Annotated in this window: 23 protein-coding genes and 1 pseudogene; 13 read left to right on the top strand and 11 right to left on the bottom strand. The window is 68.9% G+C overall.

The annotated features are described in order from the left end of the window. Positions 1–4: 4 nt before the first annotated feature. Complete coding sequence (smeA, locus tag DL544_RS20145; RefSeq protein WP_139727956.1) at positions 5–1,201, bottom strand: multidrug efflux RND transporter periplasmic adaptor subunit SmeA; 1,197 nt, start codon at positions 1,199–1,201, stop codon at positions 5–7. A 128-nt stretch (positions 1,202–1,329) separates the two neighbouring features. On the opposite strand from smeA, the gene baeS reads away from it, so the two are divergent. The 10 genes from baeS to DL544_RS20195 all read left to right on the top strand — a co-directional run bounded on the left by baeS (position 1,330) and on the right by DL544_RS20195 (position 11,938). Further along, positions 1,330–2,721 (top strand): sensor histidine kinase efflux regulator BaeS, encoded by a 1,392-nt coding sequence (gene baeS, locus DL544_RS20150; protein ID WP_053496809.1) that lies wholly within the window; start codon positions 1,330–1,332, stop codon positions 2,719–2,721. Next, complete coding sequence (locus tag DL544_RS20155) at positions 2,718–3,407, top strand: response regulator (protein ID WP_065196827.1); 690 nt, start codon at positions 2,718–2,720, stop codon at positions 3,405–3,407. Before baeS ends, DL544_RS20155 begins: the two co-directional genes overlap by 4 nt. 147 nt (positions 3,408–3,554) lie before the next feature. Beyond that, positions 3,555–4,376, top strand: a complete 822-nt coding sequence (locus DL544_RS20160) for a nucleotidyltransferase domain-containing protein (protein ID WP_139727958.1) — start codon at positions 3,555–3,557, stop codon at positions 4,374–4,376. Between the two features lie 164 nt (positions 4,377–4,540). Continuing rightward, entirely contained in the window at positions 4,541–5,071 is a 531-nt protein-coding gene (locus DL544_RS20165) for a gamma carbonic anhydrase family protein (RefSeq protein ID WP_005420152.1), read from the top strand. A 123-nt stretch (positions 5,072–5,194) separates the two neighbouring features. After that, a complete protein-coding gene (locus DL544_RS20170) occupies positions 5,195–5,884 on the top strand; it encodes an RDD family protein (protein ID WP_065196825.1) in 690 nt (229 codons plus the stop codon). Beyond that, on the top strand, positions 5,881–6,873 hold the full coding sequence (locus tag DL544_RS20175; RefSeq protein ID WP_065177881.1) for a stage II sporulation protein M: 993 nt from the start codon (positions 5,881–5,883) through the stop codon (positions 6,871–6,873). The genes DL544_RS20170 and DL544_RS20175 overlap by 4 nt, the downstream gene beginning before the upstream one ends. Then, entirely contained in the window at positions 6,863–8,479 is a 1,617-nt protein-coding gene (locus DL544_RS20180) for a DUF4129 domain-containing protein (protein ID WP_139727960.1), read from the top strand. Before DL544_RS20175 ends, DL544_RS20180 begins: the two co-directional genes overlap by 11 nt. Continuing rightward, positions 8,476–9,660, top strand: coding sequence for a DUF4350 domain-containing protein (locus DL544_RS20185; RefSeq protein WP_065196823.1), 1,185 nt, complete (start codon positions 8,476–8,478; stop codon positions 9,658–9,660). Before DL544_RS20180 ends, DL544_RS20185 begins: the two co-directional genes overlap by 4 nt. Then, complete coding sequence (locus tag DL544_RS20190) at positions 9,657–10,643, top strand: AAA family ATPase (protein WP_005411535.1); 987 nt, start codon at positions 9,657–9,659, stop codon at positions 10,641–10,643. Before DL544_RS20185 ends, DL544_RS20190 begins: the two co-directional genes overlap by 4 nt. Beyond that, positions 10,640–11,938 (top strand): DUF58 domain-containing protein, encoded by a 1,299-nt coding sequence (locus DL544_RS20195; RefSeq protein WP_005420169.1) that lies wholly within the window; start codon positions 10,640–10,642, stop codon positions 11,936–11,938. The genes DL544_RS20190 and DL544_RS20195 overlap by 4 nt, the downstream gene beginning before the upstream one ends. Before the next feature lie 98 nt (positions 11,939–12,036). On the opposite strand, the gene DL544_RS22650 is transcribed toward DL544_RS20195, so the two are convergent. From DL544_RS22650 to DL544_RS20210, 3 genes are read right to left on the bottom strand one after another with little or no spacing between them, the layout of a single operon-like run. After that, positions 12,037–12,684, bottom strand: coding sequence for a hypothetical protein (locus tag DL544_RS22650; protein WP_005420170.1), 648 nt, complete (start codon positions 12,682–12,684; stop codon positions 12,037–12,039). Beyond that, the gene (locus tag DL544_RS20205) at positions 12,684–13,862 is read right to left on the bottom strand and encodes a glutathionylspermidine synthase family protein (RefSeq protein WP_139727962.1); all 1,179 of its coding nucleotides are present in this window, start codon (positions 13,860–13,862) and stop codon (positions 12,684–12,686) included. The genes DL544_RS22650 and DL544_RS20205 overlap by 1 nt, the downstream gene beginning before the upstream one ends. A 7-nt stretch (positions 13,863–13,869) precedes the next feature. Further along, positions 13,870–14,442: a DUF1190 domain-containing protein gene (locus tag DL544_RS20210; RefSeq protein WP_005420172.1), complete on the bottom strand. Its 573-nt coding sequence runs from the start codon at positions 14,440–14,442 to the stop codon at positions 13,870–13,872. A gap of 406 nt (positions 14,443–14,848) precedes the next feature. Between DL544_RS20210 and ilvD the strand changes: the two genes are divergently transcribed. Then, positions 14,849–16,687 carry a dihydroxy-acid dehydratase gene (gene ilvD / locus DL544_RS20220; RefSeq protein ID WP_065185880.1) on the top strand — a complete coding sequence of 613 codons (1,839 nt, stop codon included), beginning with the start codon at positions 14,849–14,851 and terminating at the stop codon, positions 16,685–16,687. Between the two features lie 139 nt (positions 16,688–16,826). Continuing rightward, positions 16,827–17,435: a hypothetical protein gene (locus DL544_RS20225; protein WP_058979311.1), complete on the top strand. Its 609-nt coding sequence runs from the start codon at positions 16,827–16,829 to the stop codon at positions 17,433–17,435. Between the two features lie 57 nt (positions 17,436–17,492). Here the strand turns inward: DL544_RS20225 and dinG are convergent, their stop codons facing one another. The 3 genes from dinG to aroE all read right to left on the bottom strand — a co-directional run bounded on the left by dinG (position 17,493) and on the right by aroE (position 20,953). Further along, entirely contained in the window at positions 17,493–19,595 is a 2,103-nt protein-coding gene (gene dinG / locus DL544_RS20230; RefSeq protein WP_005420175.1) for an ATP-dependent DNA helicase DinG, read from the bottom strand. 155 nt (positions 19,596–19,750) lie between these two features. Continuing rightward, complete coding sequence (locus DL544_RS20235) at positions 19,751–20,104, bottom strand: hypothetical protein (protein WP_005420176.1); 354 nt, start codon at positions 20,102–20,104, stop codon at positions 19,751–19,753. A 3-nt stretch (positions 20,105–20,107) separates the two neighbouring features. Further along, complete coding sequence (gene aroE / locus DL544_RS20240; protein ID WP_005420177.1) at positions 20,108–20,953, bottom strand: shikimate dehydrogenase; 846 nt, start codon at positions 20,951–20,953, stop codon at positions 20,108–20,110. A gap of 49 nt (positions 20,954–21,002) precedes the next feature. Between aroE and DL544_RS20245 the strand changes: the two genes are divergently transcribed. Then, the gene (locus DL544_RS20245) at positions 21,003–21,866 is read left to right on the top strand and encodes a TolB family protein (protein WP_065185881.1); all 864 of its coding nucleotides are present in this window, start codon (positions 21,003–21,005) and stop codon (positions 21,864–21,866) included. 82 nt (positions 21,867–21,948) lie between these two features. Here the strand turns inward: DL544_RS20245 and DL544_RS20250 are convergent, their stop codons facing one another. The 4 genes and pseudogenes from DL544_RS20250 to DL544_RS20265 form a co-directional block, all read right to left on the bottom strand. Then, positions 21,949–22,218 (bottom strand): hypothetical protein, encoded by a 270-nt coding sequence (locus tag DL544_RS20250; protein ID WP_005420179.1) that lies wholly within the window; start codon positions 22,216–22,218, stop codon positions 21,949–21,951. Positions 22,219–22,250: 32 nt separating this feature from the next. Next, entirely contained in the window at positions 22,251–23,240 is a 990-nt protein-coding gene (gene hemB, locus DL544_RS20255; RefSeq protein WP_005420181.1) for a porphobilinogen synthase, read from the bottom strand. Between the two features lie 19 nt (positions 23,241–23,259). Further along, positions 23,260–24,176: pseudogene (locus tag DL544_RS20260) on the bottom strand (bestrophin family protein). A 123-nt stretch (positions 24,177–24,299) separates the two neighbouring features. Further along, the gene (locus tag DL544_RS20265) at positions 24,300–24,548 is read right to left on the bottom strand and encodes a hypothetical protein (protein WP_005420185.1); all 249 of its coding nucleotides are present in this window, start codon (positions 24,546–24,548) and stop codon (positions 24,300–24,302) included. Between the last annotated feature and the right edge of the window lie 4 nt (positions 24,549–24,552).

Here is a 24,552-nt window from a genome sequence, read left to right on the forward strand (position 1 = left end):
GGCCTCAGTGCGACGTTTCGTCGGTGTTGCCGGTCGGGTCGATCGCCGGCATTGCGGCCAGCTGCGCGGTGGTGGCCGCCACCGCCTGCACCTGCTGGCCAAGCGCTACCGCGCTGCCGTTGCTGACGATCACCCGATCGCCAGCCTTCAGCCCCTGCGTGATCTGCCACTGGTTGCCCACTACCTGGCCGGTGCTGACCCGGCGCTCGACCACGCGGTCCTTTGCGTCGAGCAGGCGCAGCAGCGGCTCGCCACGTTCATTGCGCAGCACCGCCTTCTGCGGCACCAGCAGGGCGCGCGCATCGGTGGCCATCGGCAGCACCGCCCTCAGGTACATGCCCGGCAGCAGCAGGCCCTCCGGGTTCGGAATGACCGCGCGCAGCACCACGTTGCCGGTGCCCGGGTCGACTGCGCTGCCGACAAACTCCAGGGTGCCTTCATGCGCGTACGTGCTGCCGTCCTCCAGCAGCACCTTCACCTGTGCCTTGCCGTCGATGGCTTTCACCCGGCCGGCATCGAGCTGCTTGCGCAGCGCCAGCATCTGCGTGCTGGACTGGGTGACATCCAGATAGACCGGGTCCAACCGCTGGATGGTTGCCAGCGCCGCGTCCTGGCCGGCGGCGACCAGCGCGCCAGCGGTGACACTGGACGTGCCGATGCGGCCATCGATCGGTGCAGTAACCCGGGTGTAGTCGAGGTTGATGCGGGCCGCCTGCAGCGCAGCGCGCGCGGCGATCACATTGGCCTGGGCCTGCTTCAGTGCCGAGGTGGCATCGTCGGCGTCCTGCTTGCTGGCCGCATCCATGCCCAGCAGCGTGCGGGTGCGCTCGGCCTTCGGCTGCGCCGACAACACAGTGGCCTCGGCCTGCGCCAGCTGGCCACGCGCGGTATCGAAGGCGGCCTGGTACGGCGCCGGATCGATCTGGTAAAGCAGCTGGCCGGCCTTGACCTGCTGGCCTTCGGTGAACAACCGCTGGCGGATCAGCCCACCGACCTGCGGGCGCACCTCGGACACCTCGAACGGTACGGCGCGACCGGGCAGGGTCTGTTGCAGGGCCAGCGGCTGCACGCTGGCAGTGATGATGCCCACTTCAGGGGTGGCCGGGGCCTCGGGCCTGCCCGCCGAGCAGGCCGCCAGGGCCAGCAGCAGGGGCAGCAACAGCGGACGGGGGGAGCGGGACAGCGGGCGCAGGAGTGACATGGGGGGCGTGGGGGCCTTTCGTTGACCCGTGCACGCTGCCGTGGAACTGTGCAGAGAATATGGAGATTGTGCGACCGGCTCAGCGGGCGCTTGCTTTCGGCGCCGCATGCGCCGCTAATGGCCCCGCGATGGCGAAGATTCGACTCAAATTCGGCCTGACCGCGAAGACCTTCCTCGCGATCTTCACCGCCTGCCTGCTGGTGCTGGCAGTGAACGGTATTGCCAGCCGCGTGGCGTTCCAGACCGGCTTCCTGGACTACCTCAATGACCAGGGCGACCTGCGCATGCAGCGCGTGATGCCGCACCTGCAGCGCGAGTACAGTGCGCACGGCGGCTGGGAGCACCTGCGCGGCGACAGTGACCGCTGGGCGCGGCTGCTGCGCCCGGATCTGGCCCATGGGCACGAGGGGCCCGTGCCACCGCTGTCCGACCAGACCGGCGTTCCCTCCCGCCTGGGCCTGTTCGATGCACAGCATCGGTTCGTAGCCGGCAACCCGGACGCCACCAGCGACGACGAGCCGCACGCCGTGCAGGTGGACGGGCACACGGTCGGCTGGCTGGGCATGGTGCCGTTCCAGACCGTCATCGCCACCAACGACCTGAACTTCTACAACACCCAGATGCGTGCGTGGTGGGTGATCGGCATCGCGCTGCTGCTGGTGACGGTGCTGCTGGCCTGGCTGGTATCGCGCGCGCTGCGCCAGCGCCTTGCCAAACTGGCGGCGGCCACCCACCGGCTCGCCGCTGGCGACTACGCCACCCGCATCGAGCGCACCAGCGATGACGAGCTGGATGCACTGGTCAACGACTTCAACCGGATGGCGCAGGCGCTGGACGACACCGAGCGCAACCGCCGTGCCTTCATCGCCGATATCTCGCACGAACTGCGCACGCCGCTGGCGGTGGTTCGTGCCGAACTGGAAGCCATCGAGGACGGCATCCGCCCGCTGGACCGCGCCAACCTCGGTGCCCTGCAGGGCGAGATCCGCCAACTGGGCAAGTTGATCGACGACCTGCACGACCTGTCGATGACCCAGTCCGGCGGCCTGGCCTACCGCTTCGCACCGCTGGACCTGGCGGCGCTGCTGCGCAGCGAGCTCAATGGCATGCGCGTGCGCTTCTCCACGGCGGGGCTGGCACTGGAGGAGAACCTGCCCGCCACACCGCTGCAGGTATCCGGTGACGAACGACGCCTGCAGCAGGTGCTGGCCAATCTGCTGGAAAACGCATTGCGCTACACCCACGCCGGGGGCCGCGTACGCGTGCAGGCAGCGCGCGTGCCTGCCGGCGTGCAGCTGATCGTGGAAGACACCGCGCCAGGCGTGCCGGCCGACAAATGCGCGCTGCTGTTCGAGCGCTTCTACCGGGTGGAGAGTTCGCGCAACCGGGCCAGCGGCGGCAGCGGGCTGGGCCTGGCCATCAGCCACAACATCATCCTCGCCCACCACGGCCTCATCCACGCCGAGCCATCGCCGCTGGGCGGGCTGCGCGTGGTCATTACCCTGCCGGAGCCTGCATGAGCCCGTCCCCCGCCGCGTCCGCGAAGATCCTGATCGTCGAGGATGAGCCACGCCTGGCCTCGGTGCTGCGCGACTACCTGGCCGCCGCCGGGATGACCAGCGAATGGGTGGACGATGGCGGCCAGGTGATCGACGCATTCGCGCGCTACCAGCCCGACCTGGTGCTGCTGGACCTGATGCTGCCACAGCGCGATGGCGTGGACCTGTGCCGCGAACTGCGCGCCAGCAGCGATGTACCGGTGATCATGGTCACCGCACGGGTGGAAGAGATCGACCGCCTGCTGGGCCTGGACATCGGTGCCGACGACTACATCTGCAAGCCGTTCAGTCCGCGCGAAGTGGTCGCACGGGTGATGGCGGTGCTGCGTCGCTACCGCCCGGACCCCGCTGCGCGGGCCAACAGCGGGCTGCATATCGACGAACCGGCAGCCCGCGCCACCTGGAACGGCAAGGGCCTGGACCTGACCCCGGTCGAATACCGCCTGCTGCGCACGCTGCTGGCCACGCCGGGCCGGATCTGGGCGCGCGACGAGCTGCTCGACCGCCTCTATCTGGACCATCGCGTGGTGGTCGACCGCACCGTCGACAGCCACGTGCGAAACCTGCGCCGCAAGCTGGCTGACGCCGGCATGGAAGGCGAACCGATCCGTTCGGTGTATGGCATGGGCTACAGCTACGAGCCGTGATCGCGTTCGCCGGGCTTGGCCCGGCGCTACCCCGTCATGCCTCGTCGACGAACGTCACCCTCTGGTAGCGCCGGGCCATGCCCGGCGAGCGCAGCGATGCAGACCTGCGCTACAGTCGAGAACGCTCGACATTAAGAACACAACTGCATGGACGACATCCACCCGATCGCGCCGGACAAGCGCGCCGCCATTCTTTCCAGCCTCACCGACATCGAACAGCGCCACAATGTGCGTGTGCTGCTGGCCTGCGAATCCGGCAGCCGTGGCTGGGGCTTCTCTTCGCCGGACAGCGACTACGATGCACGCTTCATCTACGTGCATCGCCAGCCGTGGTATCTCAGCGTCAACGAGAGCACCGGCCCGGGCGATGCGCAGCGCGATGTGATCGAGCTGCCGATCGACGATGAGCTCGATGTCAGCGGCTGGGACCTGCGCAAGGCACTGCGGCTGGTCTCAAAATCCAATCCGACACTGATCGAATGGCTGCGCTCGCCGATCGTGTACCGGCAGGATGACGCTGCGGTGGCACTGCTGTGGGAAGCGGCCCAACGCTTCTACTCACCCTTGGGCAGCTGGTGGCACTACATGAGCATGGCCAGGACCACACACAGCCGCCACCTGGGTGAGCCCACCATCAGCACCAAGAAGTACCTGTATGTGCTGCGCGCCCTGCTTGCCTGCCAGTGGATCGAGAGCGAGCCTACGCCGCCGCCGATGGCCTTCGAGGATCTGCTGGACCGGTTGCTGCCGGACGGCCCGGTGCGCCACGCCATCGACGCATTGCTGGTGGTCAAGCGCGCCAGCGCCGAGGTCAGCGCTCGTCCGCGCATCGCGCTCATCAGCGAGTACATTGACCATGCGATGGCCGTTCGCGCGGCGCAGGCCCCGCAGCTGCCGGCCGGACAGGGCGACAGCGCCTGGCTGGACGTGCTGTTCCGGCGGATGCTGGCCGAGCACGCGCCGTCCTGAGCGGTTGCACCCGTTTCTGGTAGCTGCCGACCTTGGTCGGCACCGAGATCACCATCCACGCATGGCGTGGATCTACTGTGTATCCGCGCGGCCCCAGGGCGGTACCTTCCCCAGCGGACGCACGCGTATCATCGTCGCGAACGCCCTGATTTCCGGAGACACCGATGAACCCGCTGCGCCCCTTCCGCGACAAGATGCCCATCCTCGGCGAGCGCGTGTACATCGACCCGGCCTGCACCGTCATCGGTGACGTGGAGCTGGCCGAGGACGTATCAGTGTGGCCGGGCACGGTCATCCGCGGCGACGTCAACTACGTGCGCATCGGGGCGCGCACCAATGTGCAGGACGGCACGATCATCCACGTCAGCCACCACAGCCCCTACAACAAGGCCGGCTACCCGACCCTGATCGGCGAAGGCGTGACCGTCGGCCACGGCTGCATCATCCATGCCTGCACGATCGGCGACTACAGCCTGATCGGCATGGGCGCCTGCATCCTCGACGGTGCGCGCGTCGAGCGCCATGGCTTCGTCGGCGCCGGTGCGGTGGTCGGCCCTGGCAAGGTGGTCGGCGAAGGCGAGCTGTGGGTGGGCAATCCGGCCCGCCCGGCGCGCACGCTGAGCGACAAGGAGATCGAGTCGCTGCACTACTCGGCCGACCACTACGTGCGGCTGAAGGACGAATACCTGGGCTGAGCAGCCAACGCCGCCATGCGGCTCTGTTAAAGTCTGGGCCCGACCAGGACCTGTCGAGACCCCCATGCCTGTGGCTGCCTGCCGGAGAGGACTCCGGCGCCCACAACGAAGGCCATCGCACTGATGGCCGCACCGATGCTCGATACCTACCGCGAGGTGGTGACGCCGGAGGGTGTGCCGCTGCAGCTGCCGGCAGCCGGCCCGGTGCCACGGGCGATGGCGTGGCTGGTGGATCTGGGCGTGCGCATCGCGGTACTGGTGGTGATGTCGATTCCACTGGCACTGCTGGATTCGTTCGGCTCCGGGCTCGGCCTGGTGCTGATGTTCCTGGTGTACTGGGCCTACCCGATCGTCTGCGAAGCGCTGTGGGGCCGTACCCTCGGCAAGCGCGCGCTGGGCCTGCGCGTGCTTGCGCGCGATGGCGCGCCGGTAGGCTGGATGCCTGCCATCACCCGCAACCTGCTGCGCACCGTGGACATGCTGCCGTTCGGCTATGCACTGGGCCTGATCAGCAGCCTGTTCGATCCCCATGGCCGTCGCCTGGGCGATCTGGTGGCCGGCACCGTGGTGGTGCATGCGCCCGTGCTGTACCTGCCGCCTCCGCCCACCATCGACAGCGTGCTGGCCCCGCCGCAGCCGCTGCGACCGGAAGAGCAGGCCGCGCTGATGGCCTTCGCCGAGCGCGCGCCACGGCTGTCGGCGGCCCGCCAGCAGGAACTGGCCGGCATCGCCGAACCGCTGACCGGCGCCCACGGCCAGGTCGGCGTACTGCGCTTGTATGCCATGGCCAACTGGCTGTTGGGGCGGCGATGAAGCAGGAGCAGTTCGTCGCCCGCTACCAGCAGGAATGGCAGGACCTGGAACACTGGCTGCTGCTGCGTGCTGGTGCTGCGCGCCGCACGCGGCGCAAGGCCAGCGCGCTGGCAGTGGACGACGCCGCCTTCCCGCAGCGCTACCGGCGCCTGTGCCAGCAGCTGGCACTGGCCCGCGAGCGCGGCTACAGCCCGCAGCTGGTGCAGCGCCTGCAGCAGTTGATGCAGCAGGGCCACAGCGTGCTGTACCGCACGCCGCCGACGCGCTGGCGCGGTGCACTTGAATTCCTGGTGGCCGACTTCCCGCTGCTGGTGCGCAGCCAGGCGCGCAGCATGTGGGTGGCACTGGCGATGTTCGCGCTGCCGGCGGTGGCCTGCTTCGTGCTGGCGCAGCTCTACCCGGACCTGATCCACATGGTGATGGACAACCGCCAGATCGCCGAGATGGAGCGCATGTACGATCCAGCGGCCGAGCGCCTCGGGCGTGACAGCGGCACGGACTGGATGATGTTCGGCCACTACATCCTGAACAACATCAGCATCGCCCTGCGTACCTTCGCCAGTGGTCTGCTGGCCGGCCTGGGCACGCTGCTGGTGCTGCTGTTCAACGGCGTGATCATCGGTTCGGTGGCCGGCCACCTGCAGCACATCGGCCATGGCGATCCATTCTGGCGCTTCGTCGCGGGCCATGGTGCGTTCGAGCTGACCGCGATAGTGATCGCCGGCGGTGCCGGCCTGCAGCTGGGCATGAAACTGCTGGCCCCCGGCCGGCGCAGCCGCCTGGATGCCCTGGTCGAAGGCGGCCGCATCGGGGCCCGGCTGTGCCTGGGCGTGGCGTTCATGCTGCTGGTGGCCGCGTTCATCGAAGCGTTCTGGTCGTCGATTGCCGAAGTGCCGGCGTGGGGCAAGTTCAGCGTGGCCGGCGTGCTGTGGGCCGGCGTGCTGCTGTGGCTGTGGCGCGGCGGGCGCGGAGGCGGCAATGCGCATTGACCGCCTGGACGTGGCGCTGCGCGCGCGCAGTGGCTGGGAAGCAATGGAGCTGGGCAGCGCCCTGTCGCGCCGCCACGCGCGTGCGGTATGGGGCAGCTGGCTGCTGGCCAGTGCACCGCTGTTCGTGATCTTCAACGCGCTGGGCTGGTGGCTGGATGCGTTCGGCTGGGCCTGGCTGGCGATGTGGTGGTGCAAGCCACTGTTCGAGCGAGCGCCGCTGTACGTCCTGTCGCGCGGCATCTTCGGTGAGCCGGTGGGCGCGCTGGCAGCGCTGCGCGCGCAGCGCAGCTGGGGCAATGCAGGCTTCTGGGGCTACCTGGGCTGGCGCCGCTTCAGCGTGCTGCGCAGCCTGTGCCTGCCGGTGAACCTGCTGGAAGGCAACGCGCCGGCCCAGCGCGGTGCACGCCGCCGCGCCGTGGCGGCCGGTGCTGCGGGCGCCGCCGTCGTGCTGACCGTGGCCTGCATGGCCTTTGAAGGGGTGCTGGTGTCCGGTGCGATCGGCGCGGTGTTCATGTTCATGCCACTGGAGCTGATGTCCGAATCATGGCGTGCCGCATGGGACATGATCGGCCAGGACACGCCTGCCTGGGCGCAACTGGGCTTCAACCTGGCGTGCTGGCTGGCATCGGTGCTGATCGGACCGTTCTATGTCGGCGCCGGCTTCGGCCTGTACTTGAACCGGCGTACGCAGATGGAAGCGTGGGACGTGGAGATCGCGCTGCGCCGCCTGCGCGAGCGGCTGCTGCCGGCAGCATCGACGCTGGCGCTGCTGCTGTGCCTTGCCCTGCCGCTGGCCTTCGCGCCAGTGCATGCGCAGGACGCGCAGACGGTCGCTGGGCAGGCCGGCGATGCCGAAGGGGACGAGGACAGCGCGGAAGAACCCGCCACTGCGGCCAACGACCCGGCCAATACGCCGGCGATGATCTTCGGTGCGGCGCCGGTGGACACCGCCGGTTTCCGCCAGGCGGTGAACCGCGCCTATGAAGATCCGCTGCAGCGCCCGACCCGCCAGGTCACGCGCTGGAAGCCGATCGAACAGGCCGAGGAAAAAAAGAAGGAAGACAAGGCGCTGCAGAGCGACGGCAGCAGCAAGGGCGAGCGCAGCAACCGCAAGGCCGGCATTGCCTGGCTGGCGCGCCTGGCCGAGTGGGGCCTGTGGGCCCTGCTGGGCGTCCTGCTGCTGGTGCTGCTGCTGACCGCACGGCTGTGGCTGCCGTGGCTGCGCGGCAGTGGCCGGCGCAAGGCCGACGCTGTACCGCAGGTGGTGGAGGAACAGGTGGAGCTGCCGGTCGTGCTGCCGCCGGACGTGGCCACCCAGGCCGGCCTGCTGTGGGACCAGGGCCGGCCGCGTCAGGCGCTGGCCCTGCTGTACCGCGCCAGCGTGCGCACGGTGGGCGAGCGCAGCGGCATCGCGCTTCCGCCCGGTGCCACCGAAGCGCAATGCCTTCGCGCCTCGCGGCGCATGCCCGATGCCACCGACCGTGACCTGTTCGCGCGCATCGTGCGCATGTGGCAGTACGCCGCCTACGGTGGCCGCCTGCCCAGCCGCGCCGATTTCGATGCACTGGCCGACACTCTGCGCCAGCAGTACCGGTGGCTGGCATGAGCCCGCGCCTGTTCTGGTCGCTGTTGCTGGGCGGGCTGGTGCTGCTCGGCGTACCGCTGACGATCCTCTACCTGCGCACGCATGAGCGGGTGACCGAGACCGTGCAGCTGCCGCCGCAGGGCGAAGCTGGCTACAACCCGCTGTACGTGCTTGGACAGGCCCTGCGTGCCGATGGCATCGACGTGCACTCGCGGCCGCGGCTGGACCTGCAGCAGATGGCGCTGGGTCCGCGCGACACGGTGGTGCTGCTGCAGGACAGCAGCGAACTGCCGGCACCGGCGGCCAGGGCCCTGCTGGCCTGGGTCGATGGTGGTGGCCATCTGCTGGTGCGCACGCCGCCACCCGCAGAGGACGACGCCAGCAGTACGCAGGGACCGCTGCTGGACCAGCTGGGCGTGGACAGCCTGTACCAGCAGAGCGACTGCCAGCCGTTCCACGTCATCGACGATCCCAGCCATGTGGAGTTCTGCGGTGGTCGTCGCTTCACGCTGGGCTTTGCCGCCCGTACACGCGCCGAACGGCGTTGGGGCAACGAGCGCAACTTGGTGTTCGCGCGACTGCGCCACGGGCAGGGCAAGGTGAGCGTGCTGGCCGACATGGAGTTCATGCGCGGCGAGGTGGATTCGCCGGCAGCACGCCTGGCGTCGGCTGCGGGCAAGGCCAGCGACGGCCTGCACGATCTCTCGCACCGCGACCTGACCCGCTATCTGCTCGATCCGAACTACGGCAAGGGCACTTTCTGGCTGGTCTACGCCAGCCGCCCGCCATCGCTGTGGGCGCGCCTGTTCTACCAGGGCTGGCCGGTGTGGGCGCCGCTGCTGCTGGCCCTGCTGGGCTGGCTGTGGGGCCGTTCGCAACGCTTCGGCAGCCGCCTGCCGTCGCCGGTGCTGGAACGCCGCTCGCTGCTGGAACACGTGCGTGCCAGCGGCGAGCTGCTGCTGCGCTTCGGCCAAGGCGCGCGCCTGTATGACGCCGTGCTCGCCCTGTTCCTGCATCGCCTGCGCCTGCGCGCACCGGTGGCCGCCGCACTGGACGGCGCGCCGCGCGAACAGGCCATCGCCGAACTGCTGTCCTGGCCGCAAGGCCGCGTTGCCAGCGCGCTCACGCCCCCTCCGCCGCACGATTCCTCCGCCCTGCGCGAGCGCATCCGCTTGCTGCTCCAGATGAGATCCCTGCTATGACCGAAGTCCCCGAGCTGCCGGCGGCCGCCAACGCCCGCCTGATCGAACGCGTCGATGCCATCCGCGATGCCGTCGGCCACGCCTTCATTGGCCAGGCCGATGTACTGGACCAGATCCTGGTGGCGCTGCTGGCCGGTGGCCACGTGCTGATCGAGGGCGTGCCCGGGCTGGGCAAGACCCTGCTGGTGCGCGCACTGGCACAGGCCCTGGAACTGGATTACGGCCGCGTGCAGTTCACCCCCGACCTGATGCCCAGCGACGTCAGTGGCCATGCGGTGTACGACCCGAAGAGCGAGAGCTTCAAGATCCGCCGTGGCCCGGTGTTCACCAACCTGCTGTTGGCCGACGAGATCAACCGTGCGCCGGCCAAGACCCAGTCGGCACTGCTGGAAGTGATGCAGGAAGGCCAGGTGACCATCGAAGGCAAGGCGTTCACCCTGGCGCCGCCGTTCATGGCGCTGGCCACGCAGAACCCGCTGGAGCAGGAAGGCACCTACCCGCTGCCGGAGGCACAGCTGGACCGCTTCCTGCTGAAGGTGCTGATCGACTACCCGCAGCTGGAGGACGAGAAGCGCATGGTGACCGCGATCACCAGTGGCCGCGCCGCCAGCGATTTCGACCTGAGCCAGGTGCCACGCGTACTCGGTGCCGGCGAACTGCTGGAACTGCAGCGCGCCACCGCGGCGATCACCGTCGATGACGAAGTGATCGACTACGCAGTACGCATCGTCGCGGCGACCCGGCAGTGGCCGGGCATCGCGGTCGGCGCCGGCCCACGCGGCAGCATCGCGCTGGTGCGTGCCTCGCGTGCGCAGGCGGTGCTGGCCGGCCGCGACTTCGTCACGCCGGACGACGTGCGCGACATTGCTCGCCCGGCACTGCGCCACCGCATTGCACTGGCCCCGGAGCTGCAGATCGAAGGCCAGGACGCCGACGACGTGCTGGGCGCACTGCTGGCCAAGGTGGAAGCACCGCGCCGATGAGGCCTGCCCCGCTGCTGCTGGCGCTGCTGCTGGCCTGGGCCGCCCTGGGCGGCCTGGTGCTGGGCGGGTTGCTGCCGCGCTGGAGCTGGGCGCTGGCCGCCGTGGCCATCGCGCTGCCTGCGCTGTTCGACCTGTGGCGCCAGTCGCAGCGCCCGTCGCCGCAGGTACAGCGCGAACTGCCCGAAGCGCTGGCGCTGGGCGTGCGCCGCGAGGCGGCGCTGCGGCTGCAGGCCGAGCAATCGATGACGGTGCAGGTGTTCGACCTGGTCCCCGGCGGCTGGCCGCTGGAATCGCTGCCACAGCGCGTGCGCCTGCGGGCCAGTAGCGCCTCCACGCTGCACTACCACCTGCAGCCGCTGCAGCGTGGGCACTTCCGCTTCGAAGGCGTGCACCTGCGCATGCGCTCGCCGTGGCGCCTGTGGTGGCAGCAACGCACGCTGCCGCCCGCACTGGACGTGCGGGTCTATCCGAATTTCGTGCCGCTCACGCGCTTTGCGTTGTTCAGTGCCGACCAGGCCTCGCGGCTGGTCGGTGCACACGTGAAGCGCCGCCGTGGTGAAGGCACCGACTTCCACCAGATGCGCGAGTACCGCGTCGGCGACAGCCTGCGCCAGCTGGACTGGAAGGCCACCGCGCGTGCGCGCAAGCTGATCTCGCGCGAGTACCAGGACGAGAAGAACCAGCAGTTGCTGCTGATGCTCGACAGTGGCCGGCGCATGCTGGCCAGCGAAGGCGGTCTCTCGCACTTCGACCATGCCTTGAATGCCTCGCTGGTGGTGGCCTACCTGGCGCTGCGCCAGGGCGATGCCGCCGGCCTGTTCGCTGCCGGTGGCGAACGCCGCTGGGTCGCGCCGCAGCGCGGCATGGGCACGGTCGAGCACCTGCTGCGCGCCAGCTACGACCTGCAGCCACGCGCGGTGGCCACCGATTACCTGGCCGCTGCCACCGAGGTGTCGCTGCGCCAGCGCCGGCGAGCACTGGTGATGCTGGTCAGCAACGTGCGCGACGAGGACATCGAAGACCTGCTGGCGGCGGTGCGCCTGCTGCAACGGCGCCACCTGGTGTGCGTGGCCAGCCTGCGCGAGCGCGAGCTGGACGGCGTACTGGAGGGGGACGTGCAGACGCTGGAGGACGCCACCCAGGCCGGTGCCGCGGCGCTGTACCTGCAGCAGCGCGCGAAGGCGCACGAAGCGCTGCGCAGCGAGAAGGTGATGGTGCTGGACGTCACCGCCGACGCCCTGCCGGGCGCGCTGGTGGAGCGCTACCTGGCGGTGAAGCGCGAAGGGTTGCTGTAACCCTGCGATTGACCGGCGCCGAGCATGGGCTCGGCTCTACAGACGGCCTGATTCCTGTAGCGCCGAGCCCATGCTCGGCTGTCGGCCAGCGGCCGGCACTACCCTTGCAGCAAGCGACGCTGCAACCGCTCCACCGCACGCTGCAGCAGCGCCCGGTTGCGGGCCAGCTTCATCCACTGCGGCAGGCGCGAGAACATGGATCGATGATGGCCGCGGCCCTCGCGCAGCGTCGCGCCCGCGTATTCGTGCAGTGCCTGCAGATGTTCGGCGTTGTAGGCCCACAGCAGGCCCGCGCGGGTCGATTCGACCAGGCGCAGCGGCAGACCGAAATGCGGATCGGCAGGCTCGGCGTCACGCAGGGGACGCGTCAACACCGTGACCTCGGTGCTGCGACCGCACTGTGCGCATCGGGCGGGGAAGGATGCAGGCGCGGGGATGCCGGCGGGAATCGGCCGACACACATGCAGCCACTGATGCCCGCAGAATCCACAGGGCTGACGGCCCAGAATGCGGACCGCACCCACCCAGTCGCCGCTGTCCAATGCAGCGCTGCAAGCGGTGCAGCGGAAACGCGCGGTCCATCGATAGGGTTCCCAGCGGGCGATCACCCAACCGGGGGCATCGCAGCGGTGGCAACGCACCGCGACGCGGTCCGCGAAGGCCTGCAGGCTGCGCCCGTCATCGAAATGCCGGCCCGGCGCGGGCGTGGCACGCCCATGCCGGCCAGGCCAACGCCGCACCGTCATCAGACGTAGATCCGCGTCGGCGCCTCGTCGACGATCGCGTGCGGCACGAACCGCGCACTGTCGCGGGTGATCGCGCTGTCGTCCTCGCGGATGCCGATGCCGCAGGCGTGGTCACCCACCACCCAGCTGCCGATCAGCGGGTAGCCACCTTCGAAGCGGGTCAGCGGATGGGCGCGCTGGATGATCGCCGGGCCGTCGTAGGGACCGTCGCTGCGCTGGGTGCTGCCATCGGCCAGGTGCATCTCGATGTTGGCACCTTCGCGCGAGAACAGCGGCTTGCGCACCCAGCCCGGGGCCAGCGTGCTGCCGTCATCGAAGTGCGCCTCCAGCAGGTTCGGATGGCCTACGTTGCGCTGCCACAGCAACGGCAGGATGCCCTTGTTGCTCAGCACTGCCTTCCACGCCGGTTCCAGCAACTGCACGCCCGAACCGGGCAGCGCGCGGCCGAACTCTTCGGCCATCAGGTCTTCCAGCGGGTACAGCTTGAACAGCGTGCCGATCACCGAATCATCCAGCGCGGTGAAGCGGCCGTCCTCGGACAGGCCGATGTCCTCGATCGCGATGGCCTGGCCATGCAGGCCGGCCTGCGACGCGCAGTCGCGCAGGTACTCGACCGTGCCACGGTCTTCTTCCGAGCTTCCCACCGCGCTGAAGTACAGCGGCGGCGGCAGCTGCGTGGCCAGTTCGCCGAAGCGCTCGACCAGTGCCTCATGGATCGCATTGAACTGGTCGGCATGCTGCGGCAGGCGGCCGGCGTTGCGCTGGTCTTCCAGCCACTGCCACTGGAAGAAGCTGGCCTCGAACAGCGAGGTCGGCGTGTCGTAGTTCAGCTCGTACAGCTTGGCCGGACCGGTGCCGTCGTAGGCCAGGTCCAGGCGGCCGTAAAGGTGCGGCTGGCGCTGGCGCCAGCTGTCGGCGATCCAGTCGCGGTAATGCGACGGAATCGCCAGCTGGTCCATCAACCGCTCGCTGCCGATGACATCACCGACCAGATCCAGCGCCATCTGGTGCAGCTCGGCACTGGGGTCTTCGATGTCCTGTTCGATCTGGCGCAGGGTGAACGCGTAGTACGCGCTTTCATCCCAGTAGGGCTGGCCATCGATGGTATGGAAACGGAAACCCGCTTCCTCCGCGCGTGCCCGCCACTGGGCACGCTCGGCAATCCGGATGCGCTGCATGGGTCGATCAGCCGCCGTAGCTGCCGCTGGTGCTGCGGCGTGCGCTGGTGTTGCCGAAGCCACCACGGCTGGCAGTGACCGCACGGTTCGGTTCGCTGGTGACCGGTGCCAGGCCGGCCTTGCCGGCACCGATGCCGCTGGCGGTGTTCAGGCCACCGGTGCCGCCCGGTGCCGGGCGCGCCCAGCCAGCGTTCTTGTCCTGGTAAGCCGGTGCCGACGCCGGCGCCTGCGGGGCGAGGCCGCCGCGGTTGCTCAGCATCTGCGACATGAAGAAGCCCATCATCATCGGGCCGATGAACGAGGTGCCGGCCGAGGTGTGCTGCTGCACGCACTGCTCCGGCTTGTAATCCTTCTCGCAGGCTTCCTTGCTGGCGTACTTCGGCGCCGCATCGGCGGCCTGCTTCTGCGCTTCGGCAAAGGCATTGCGGCACGACGACGGATCACCGGTGGCCTCGGTGCAGGCCTCGACCGAGGTATACAGGCCTTCCTGCACCTTCACCTCCGGCTCCTTCTGGCAGGCGGTGAACAGCAGCGGCGCAGCGCTCATCAGCAGCAGCGCGGTGGTGCGGGAACGTTTCATGGCCTCATGCCCTGTCGACGGATCAATGCCCCAATGATGCCAAATCCGGGCCAGCAACCGGAATCGGCAAAGTGGGAAAGATGAACGGCCTTTCATTTTCGTCGGCATTGGGGTCAGAGCCCATCGCGCTGCGATGGGATCCGACCCGGGCGGCACACCGCACTGGTAGGTGCCAACCTTGGTTGGCACACGCCCCGCGGCGCCGCGCTATGCCCGGCGCGCGCAGCCAAGTCTCCGGCGAGAAGCCCCCTTGTTGTTCAAGGGGGCGCGCCGCAGGCGCGGGATAAGGGGAAATGCGCGGACCACCAAGCCGCTGCAAGCGGTGAAGGTGGTTGCAGCAGCAACCGAAAAAATTGGCCATGATCGGCTGACCCCCACGTCGTACGGCCCGCCCGTTCCGCCCGCCATGCCCGAATACCGTTCCCGCACCTCCACCGCCGGCCGCAACATGGCCGGCGCCCGCGCCCTGTGGCGTGCCACCGGCATGAAGGACGGCGACTTCCACAAGCCGATCATTGCCATCGCCAACTCCTTCACCCAGTTCGTGCCCGGCCACGTCCACCTGAAGGACCTCGGCCAGCTGGTCGCGCGCGAAATCGAACAGGTCGGTGGCGTCGCCAAGGAATTCAACACCATCGCCGTGGACGACGGCATCGCGATGGGCCACGACGGCATGCTGTATTCGCTGCCCAGCCGCGAGATCATCGCCGACGCCGTGGAGTACATGGTCAACGCGCACTGCGCCGACGCGCTGGTGTGCATCAGCAACTGCGACAAGATCACCCCCGGCATGCTGATGGCTGCGCTGCGCCTGGACATCCCGGTGGTGTTCGTCTCCGGCGGGCCGATGGAAGCGGGCAAGACAAAGCTGTCCGAGCACAAGCTGGACCTGGTCGACGCGATGGTGGTGGCCGCCGATGACAGCGCCTCCGACGAGAAGGTCGCGGCCTTTGAACGCAGCGCCTGCCCCACCTGCGGCTCCTGCTCGGGCATGTTCACCGCCAACTCGATGAACTGCCTGACCGAAGCGCTGGGCCTGTCGCTGCCCGGCAACGGCACTACGCTGGCCACCCATGCCGACCGCGAGGCGCTGTTCCGCCGCGCCGGCCGCCTGATCGTCGAGCTCTGCCATCGCTGGTACGGCGGCGAGGACCCGAGCGCGCTGCCGCGCGGGATCGCCACCCAGGCCGCGTTCGCCAACGCGATGACCCTGGACATCGCCATGGGCGGCTCCACCAACACCATCCTGCATCTGCTGGCCGCAGCGCAGGAAGCGGAGGTCGACTTCGACCTGACCCACATCGACGCGCTGTCGCGACGCGTCCCGCAGCTGTGCAAGGTGGCGCCGAACACACCGAAGTACCACATCGAGGACGTGCACCGCGCCGGCGGCGTGTTCGGCATCCTCGGTGAACTGGATCGCGCCGGCCTGCTCGATACCACAGTGCCGACCGTGCACAGCGCCAGCCTGGCCGAAGCGCTGGAACGCTGGGACGTGGCGCGCAGCGACAACGACACCCTGCATACCTTCTTCAAGGCCGGCCCGGCCGGCATCCCCACCCAGGAGGCCTTCAGCCAGGCCACGCGCTGGCCCGCGCTGGACCTGGACCGCGCCGAGGGCTGCATCCGTTCGCTGCAACATGCGTATTCGCTGGAAGGTGGCCTGGCTGTGCTGCGAGGCAATCTGGCCGTCGATGGCTGCGTGGTGAAAACCGCCGGCGTGGATGAATCGATCCATGTGTTCGAAGGCCCCGCACGCGTCTACGAAAGCCAGGACGCCGCCGTCGCCGGCATCCTCGCCGACGAGGTGCAGCCGGGCGAGGTGGTGGTGATCCGCTACGAAGGGCCGAAGGGCGGCCCGGGCATGCAGGAGATGCTGTACCCGACCAGCTACCTGAAGTCGAAGGGACTGGGCAAGCAGTGCGCGCTGCTCACCGATGGCCGCTTTTCCGGTGGCACCTCGGGGTTGTCGATCGGCCACGTTTCGCCGGAAGCGGCCAGTGGCGGCGCGATCGGGCTTGTGGAAGACGGTGACCGCATCCGCATCGACATCCCGGCCCGCCGCATCGACCTGTTGCTGGATGAGGCCACGCTGGTCCAGCGCCGCAGCGAGGCCGATGCACGCGGCTGGAAACCGCGTGCGCCGCGCCCGCGCAAGGTCACCAGCGCGTTGAAGGCCTACGCCCTGCTCGCCACCAGTGCCGACAAGGGCGCCGTACGCAACACCGCCCTGCTCGGCGATTGATCCCTGCGCGGTAGTGCCGGCCGCTGGCCGGCATCTGCACGCCGCGTCCCACATCATTGAGGTTGCCGGCCAGCGGCCGGCACTACCCGTCGTGATCCGTTATGGTGGCCAGGAGGTCATCAACACGGAGGTTGAGAGGATGTTGCTTTTCTTTGCACTGGCCGCTGCCATGGGCACGTCAGCAGAACCACCCAAAGCACCCGACTGCAGCTACGACCGTGCAGCGATGCTGGCGATGGAACCGGATGCGTTCGATCAGGACCTGGAAGGTGGCTGGCGCACGCTGGCCGACCGTGGCTGCCACCGTGAAGCCGCTGATCTGCTCGCCGCCTATGCTGTGCTGCCCAAGGCTGCGGGCAACACCATGATTCTGTGGCATGAAAGCCAGATGCGTGCGGAGGCGGGCCAGTACCCGGAGGCGGTGGCGCTGATGCAGCGCACCTACAAGCCCACCGCCACCGACCCCGGTTACTGGAACGCCTACGTGGACGGCACGATCGCCTTCCTGCAGCGTGATCGTGCGGCGCTGGAGAAAGCGCGAGCAAGGTTGATTGCGATTCCTGCGCCGGAGCAGATTGCCAAGGCGCTGAAGGATGGGCGTTATCATTTCACGACCGCCGGCGGGCAGAAGGTGGATGTGCCGTGGCCGCCCAACCTGGACGTGCTCGATGGCTTCCTGCGCTGCTTTGATCGCGATTACCACAATGCGATGGGCAACCAGGCCTGCCGGAATCCGGAGGGCGATTGAGCGACAGAGGGCGTGGTCGGGTCAGAGCCCTTCCTTCGGAAGGGATCCGACCCCGTCTCAGCCGATCACGCGCTTGAACGGCGGCAGCGCGTCGATGATGCGCTTGCCGTAGCGGCGGGTCAGCAGCCGCGAATCGAGGATGATCACGCGGCCGGTGTCGGTGGAGGTGCGGATCAGGCGGCCGGCGAACTGGGTCAACGTGCGCAGCGCGTGCGGAATGGCGATCAGGTTGAACGCATTGAGCCCGCGGCCCTCGAACCATTCGCTGAGGGTGGCAGTCTGCGGATCGGTCGGCACCGCGAACGGCACCTGGGTGATCACCACCGTGGTGCACGCTTCACCGGGCAGGTCGAGGCCTTCACCGAACGAGTTCAGGCCGAACAGTACCGAGCCTTCGCCGGCAGCGACGCGGCGCAGGTGTTCTTCGATCAGCCGGGTCTTGGACATCTCGCCCTGTACCAGCACCTGCTTGCGCCGCGCGGCCGGCATCAGCCCGGCCACCTTTTCCATCTTCCAGCGCGAGGTGAACAGCACCATCGAGCCCTTGGCCCAATCCAACTCGGTGTCGAGGTAGCGCGCCACTTCGCGGGGATGGCCTTCGCGGTCGTCGGGGGTGACCGGGAACCTGGGCACGATCAGCTCGGCCTGGTTGGGCAGGTCGAACGGCGACGACAGCGAGACCATCTCGGCCTCTTCCGGAATGCCGTTGTCGATCGCCAGCGACTGGAAATCGCCACCGCCGGTCAGCGTCGCCGAGGTCATCACCACCGAGTCCACCTCATCCCACAGCAGCTTGCGCAGCACGTGCGCGGCCGATACCGGCGAGCCGTGCAGCACCAGGTCGCCGTCGCGGGTGGCGGTGACCCAGCGCGCCATCGGCGGCGCGCCGTCCTTGTCCTCGCGGCGCCAGGCCTGCCACAGGTTGTACTGTTGCTCGATCATTTCCAGCGCCATGCCCAGGTTGCGCTGCAGGCGCTCGCGCGCGGCGTCGTCCGGCTTGCCCTTGGCCACCTGCGCGGTGGCGGCATGCGCCCAGTTGTAGAGGCTGCGGGTCTCGTCGGCCAGTGCCTCGATCGGCTCGCGCCAGGCCTCCGGCAAACGGCCGTTGGCCGCGCGCCACATCGGCTCCTCATCCGCTGGCGCCGGCATCCACACCCGCTCGATGTGATCGCGGAACGCGCGCAGCTGCTTGGCGACGTTGCTGGCGACCTCGATCGCTTCGTTCGGCAGCAGGTTGCCGAGGCGGTCCTTGTCAACCGCGCGGTAGGCACCGGCAATCAGGATCTGCAGGCGCCCGGTGCGCTTGGCCATTTCATCCAGCGCCAGGCTGGCCGCGCCCTGGTCGATCGCCACGTTGCCGATGTGATGGCCTTCGTCCAGCACCAGCAGCATGTCCGACGGCGGCGCGATCAACGGCTGGCCGTTGTCGCTGTCGCCGATCGACAGCGCCGACAGCAGCAGCGCGTGGTTGGTGACCACGATCTGCGCATCGCGCACGGTGTTGCGTGAACGCAGCACCGCGCACTGCGCCGAATACGCACAACGGCGCCCGGCGCAGCCCGAGGCCGGCGTGGTGATGCGGCTGCGCAGGCCGGGACTGATGGTCTCCGGCGCATTGTCGATATCGCCGTCCCAGCTGCCGCCGGTGAAGGCATCGGTCAGGCGCTTGGCGATGTCCATCTCGATCGGCGCCAGCGGCCGGTCGAACAGTGGTGCATCATCCTCGAACATGCCGCCCTGCGAGCCCTCGCCCTGTGCTTCGGCGGCGTTACGCGTGCACAGGTAGCGGGTACGGCCCTTGGCCAGCGCCACGGTTGCTTCCAGGCCGGTGGCCTTGAGGAAATTCGGGATATCGCGCTCGACCAGCTGCGACTGCAGCGCCACGGTGCCGGTGCTGATCACCAGCTTCTTCTTGCTGGCCAGCGCAATCGGTACGCCCGCAGTGAGGTAACCCAGGCTCTTGCCGACGCCGGTCGGCGCCTCGACCACGCCAACGCCGCCGCTCTTCGACAGCGCGCGTGACACCACGCCGATCATCTGGCTCTGCGAGCGGCGGGTGGAGAAGCCGGGAGTATTGGCCTGCAGCGTCGTGTACGCCTTGCGGATCGCGTCCTTCAAGGGGTCATCGAGCGTGCGCGGAGCGGCGACGGTTTCGGTCACGCCGGGAATTACCGTGGCTGGATCGGGCCGGTCATTGTCGCATGGCCGGCCATGTCCGCCGCCGCTGGCTGCCTGAACGGGGCAGCGGCGACGCCCGGCGGCTGGATGAACACGCCGGACGCTGCTGGCGACGGCCCTGGGCCGTCACCGCGGTGTCACTGCACCGCGTTGCCGCGCAGCCGCAGCAGGCGCACCAGCGCCCACACCAGCAGCACCACGCCGATGGCCTCGACCATTGCCAGCGCGAAATGCAGCACGCCGAGGATGGCGCTCAGGCTCGACACGGCACTGAAATCACCACTGCGGACCATCCACATCGGCAGGATGCCCGCCGCCATCCCACCGAGGCTGGTCAACAGCAACAGCAGCAGGCCGACCAGGGCGCCGGTGCGGGTCGCATCGCGCGGCGCACCGACCACCCAGACCAGGCCGACGCACAGCGCGATCAGCACCGGCAGGCGCACACCGACCATGCTCAGCACGGTCACCATCAAGGTCGTGCCGTCCATCGATCAGTCCTCGCCGGCCAACACAGCCGGGCCCTGGCGCAGCGCCTGGTAGACCTCGTCGGTCTGCGGGCGTACGCCGTGCCACTGCAGGAAGCTCTCGGCGGCCTGTTCGACCAGCATGCCCAGGCCATCCACGGTGTTGCGGCAGTTCGCCGCGCGTGCCCATGCCAGGAAGGCGATCGCCGCCTCGCCGTAGTTCAGGTCGACGGCGGTGGTCATCGAGTTGACCAGCGACAGCGGCAGCTTGAACTCGACATCGCGGTCGCGGCCCGCCGAGGTGGCGTTGACGATCAGTTCAAAGTCGCCCAGGTCGCGCAGGTCCTCCCAGTAGCGGCTGATCGCGCGGCCCGGTTCGCCCATGGCATCGATCAGCTCGTCGGCACGTTCCGGCGTGCGGTTGACCACCACCAGTTCGGTGATGCCGGCATCGAGCAGCGCCGGGGCGACGCTGCGCGCCGAGCCACCGGCACCGATCATCAGCACGCGACGGCCGCGCAGGTCCAGGCCGTGGCGGTCGGTCAGGTCGCGCACCAGGCCGATGCCATCGGTGGTGTCGCCGTGCCAACGGTCGCCCTTGCGCAGCAGCGTGTTGACCGATCCGGCGCGGCGCGCCCGTGCGGTCAGCGTGGTGCACACCGAGAACGCGGTTTCCTTGTGCGGCAGGGTGACGTTCGCACCGACACCGCCCTCGGCAGCGAAGGCCTCCAGGCCGGCCAGGAACGCCTCCGGGGCCAGGTCGATCGCGCGATAGTCGATGGCGATGCCTTCCTGGCGACCGAACGACGCATGGATCTGCGGCGACTTCGAATGGGCGACGGGGTGTCCGAAGACGGCGTAACGGTCGGTCATGGAATCCTCAAGCTGGCTAGACTGATGCTCTGTTCGTGCATGGAACCGGATGATGCGCATCACCCCGCCCCTGCTGGTGCTTGCCGCCAGTCTACTCTCTGCCCCCGTGGCGATGGCGTTGAACGAGTACGGCATCGAAGGCATGGGCGTGGTCTCGACCCGCGCAGACGAGGGTCGCGCCACGATCAGCGCCGATGGCCAGCGCATCGTTTTCGCCCGCCGCGACGAAGCCGGCTGGGGCCTCTGGGAGGCACGCGTGGTCGACGGTCGTTGGCAGCAGGCACAGGCACTGCCGGTCGGCGTGGCCGGTGAAGCCCGTGATCCCTACTTCAGCCGTGATGGCCGCTGGCTGCTGTTCGCGGCCGGCCGCGAGGGCGCGCTGGCGCTGTACCGCGCTGCGCTAGCCACCGATGGCCGGCTGGGCCCAGCGCAGCCGCTGGGCGGTGACGGCGGGCGCCGGGAAGAGCGCGGACCGGCCCTGAGCGCGGATGGCAAGCAGCTGTTGTTTGCCCGCCAGCAGGGCCATGGCGCCGGCTGGGACCTGTTCGTAGCGACGCTGGATGCGCAGGGCCTGCGTGGCCCGGCCACCGCACTGAGCGCGCTGAACAGCGCCGACGACGAGACCGACGGCGACTGGCTGGGCCATGACGGCGCCGTGGTGTTCAGCCGCGGCCACGGCAGTACCGCGCAGGTCTGGAGCAGCGGCTGTGCGTGGAGCGGTGTGGCGCTGCAGCCGCTGGGACTATCGTTCAACCAGGCCGGCGGCTGGACCGGCACGCCGGTGATCGACAACGCCAGGCCCGGCGAGATGATGGTGGCCAGCAGCGCGGCAAAGGCGCCGCGCGCCGGTGGCGTGGACGTGTACCGGTTGGCGGTGCCGAAGGTGGCGGCGGTGGCCGGGTGCGTGCGGTAGATCCACGCCGCGCGTGGATGGCGCCCGCGAAGGGGTCAGAGCCCTTTCCTGCGGAAAGGGATCCGACCCCGGGCATTGCCCGTCAGCGCGACAGCACCTTGGCGCGCAACTGCTCGTACTCCATCTCGCTCAGCTGGCCGTTGTCCTTGCGCTGGTTCAACGCAGCCAGCTCGGCCTGCACGCTGTCCGGAAGGGCCTGCTCACGGGCCACGTGGCGGGCGGCGGAGAGCTGCTCCGGTGGGCGCTTGCCCGCGCGCCATGCGGCGATGAAGACACCGACGATGATGGCACCGAACACCAGGACACCGGTGCCCCAGATCAGCCATTGCATCCATCCCAGTTCGGGTCCCATCCCGCAGTCCTCCGTCTATCGTGGCGCTATTGTCAGCGCTCGCGCAGCCATCGCGCCACCTGCGGCGCGAAATAGGTCAGCACGCCATCGGCACCGGCCCGCTTGAAGCCCAGCAGCGACTCCAGCACGCAGGCACGCTCGTCCAGCCAGCCGTTGGCGAAGGCGGCCTTCATCATCGCGTACTCGCCACTGACCTGGTAGGCGAAGGTCGGCACGCCGAACGTGTCCTTCACCCGGCGCACCAGGTCCAGGTACGGCATGCCCGGCTTGACCATCACCATGTCGGCGCCCTCTTCCAGGTCCAGCGCGATCTCGCGCAGGGCCTCGTCGCCGTTGGCCGGGTCCATCTGGTAGGTCTTCTTGTCGGCCTTGCCGAGGCTGGCCGCGCTGCCCACCGCATCACGGAACGGGCCGTAGAACGCCGAGGCGTACTTGGCCGAGTAGGCCATGATGCGCACGTTGATGTGGTTGTCGGCATCCAGCGCACGGCGGATCGCGCCAATGCGGCCGTCCATCATGTCCGACGGCGAGACGATGTCCACACCGGCCTCGGCGTGCGACACCGACTGCTTGACCAGCGCTTCGACCGTGATGTCGTTCAGCACATAGCCCTTGTCGTCGATGATGCCGTCCTGGCCGTGGGTGGTGTACGGGTCCAGCGCCACGTCGGTCATCACGCCCAGTTCCGGGAAGCGCGACTTCAGCGCGCGGATCGCACGCTGCGCCAGGCCGTCCTCGGCCCACGCCGCCGACGCGTCCAGCGACTTCAGCGACGGGTCGATCACCGGGAACAGGTCGATCACCGGAATGCCAAGTTCCAGCGCTTCTTCGGCCACCTTCAGCAGCTCTTCGATCGACAGCCGCTCCACGCCCGGCATCGACGGCACTGCGGTGCGGCCCGCCAGTTCGTGCACGAACACCGGGTAGATCAGGTCGTCGGTGGTCAGCGTGTTCTCGCGCATCAGGCGGCGCGAAAACTCGTCGTGGCGCATGCGGCGCGGGCGGTAAAGCGGATGGGACATGGCAGGCTCCGAGGAGTGGCTATTGCAACAGATAACCCTGCGGCAGCAGGGGTTCGGGCAAGGGGCGTTCGCCGAGCGCGTCGAGCTGGTCGATCTCGATCGTGCGCACCAGCGCGTCCAGCGGCAGGTCGTTCGGCTCCAGGCCGAACGGGTCTTCCATTTCTTCGCCCAGCTGGTCCAGGCCGAAGAAGGCATAGGCCAGCACCGCCGACAGCACCGGCGTGCCCCAGCCCAGCGAACTGGCCAGGCCGAACGGCAGCAGCACGCAGAACATCCATGCGCAGCGATGCAGCAGCAGGGTGTAGGCGAACGGCAGCGGCGTGGTGAGGATGCGCTCGCAGCCGGCCTGGATCGACGACATCGCGTGCAGGCGCTCCTCCAGCTGGGTGTAGAGAATCGGATCGAGCTCGCCGGCGCGCAGCGCCTGGGCCAGCTCGGCAGCGATCATCGACAGCAATGCATCCGGCACGTTCTCGCGCTGGCCCAGCTGCTCGCGTTGCGGCTTGTCCAGCCATGGCAAGGCGGCCAGGGCCACGATGCGTCCACGCAGGCGCGCGGCCAGCGCATGGGCGAACGCGGTGGTGAGGTACGCGATGCGGCGACGGCGGCCGCTGTCATCGGCCAGCAGCAGGTGCACCTGGCGGGCCAGCGAACGTGATTCGTAGACCAGCTGGCCCCACAGCTTGCGGCCTTCCCACCAGCGGTCATAGCAGGCGCTGTTGCGGAAGCTGAGGAAGATCGACAGGACCAGGCCGAGCAGGGTGAACGGCGTGACCGACACGCGTTCGATGCCGGTCGGCGGGGCCAGTTCCACCACGGCCGCCACGGCAATGGACAGGATCAGGATGGCCAGCACCTTCGGCGCGATCGCTTTGACGATCGAGCCGCGCAGGATGTACAGCAGTTGCCAGCCGTGGGACGGGGTCGGATGATCATCGGGCAGCCGCGCCAGGCGCGGAATCACAGGCACGCGGGGGGCTCGCGCAGCCGCTCATTGTACGCCCCTGCCCGGCCAGCAGCCGTGTACCTGCGACGCCCGGTCGCACCGGGTGCCGGGATTCAGATCACGCCGCCGCCCAGGCCCAGGCGCAGGATGCCGACCACCACCACGATGCCGTTCAGCACCAGCCCGGCCCAGGCCCGACCGCGCTTGGTCGGGTGGGTAAACAGGATGCCCAGCGCGGCGATCACCGCGCCGACGGCGGCGAACGGGATCAGGAACCAGTTGCCCCAGCCAAGCAGCGGAATCAGCGCCAGGATCATCCACAACAGCGCCAGTACGCCCCACAACAGACTGATCACGCCCATTCCG

It is taken from the genome of Stenotrophomonas sp. pho (assembly GCF_006228405.1).
GTDB classification, from domain to species: Bacteria; Pseudomonadota; Gammaproteobacteria; order Xanthomonadales; family Xanthomonadaceae; genus Stenotrophomonas; species Stenotrophomonas sepilia.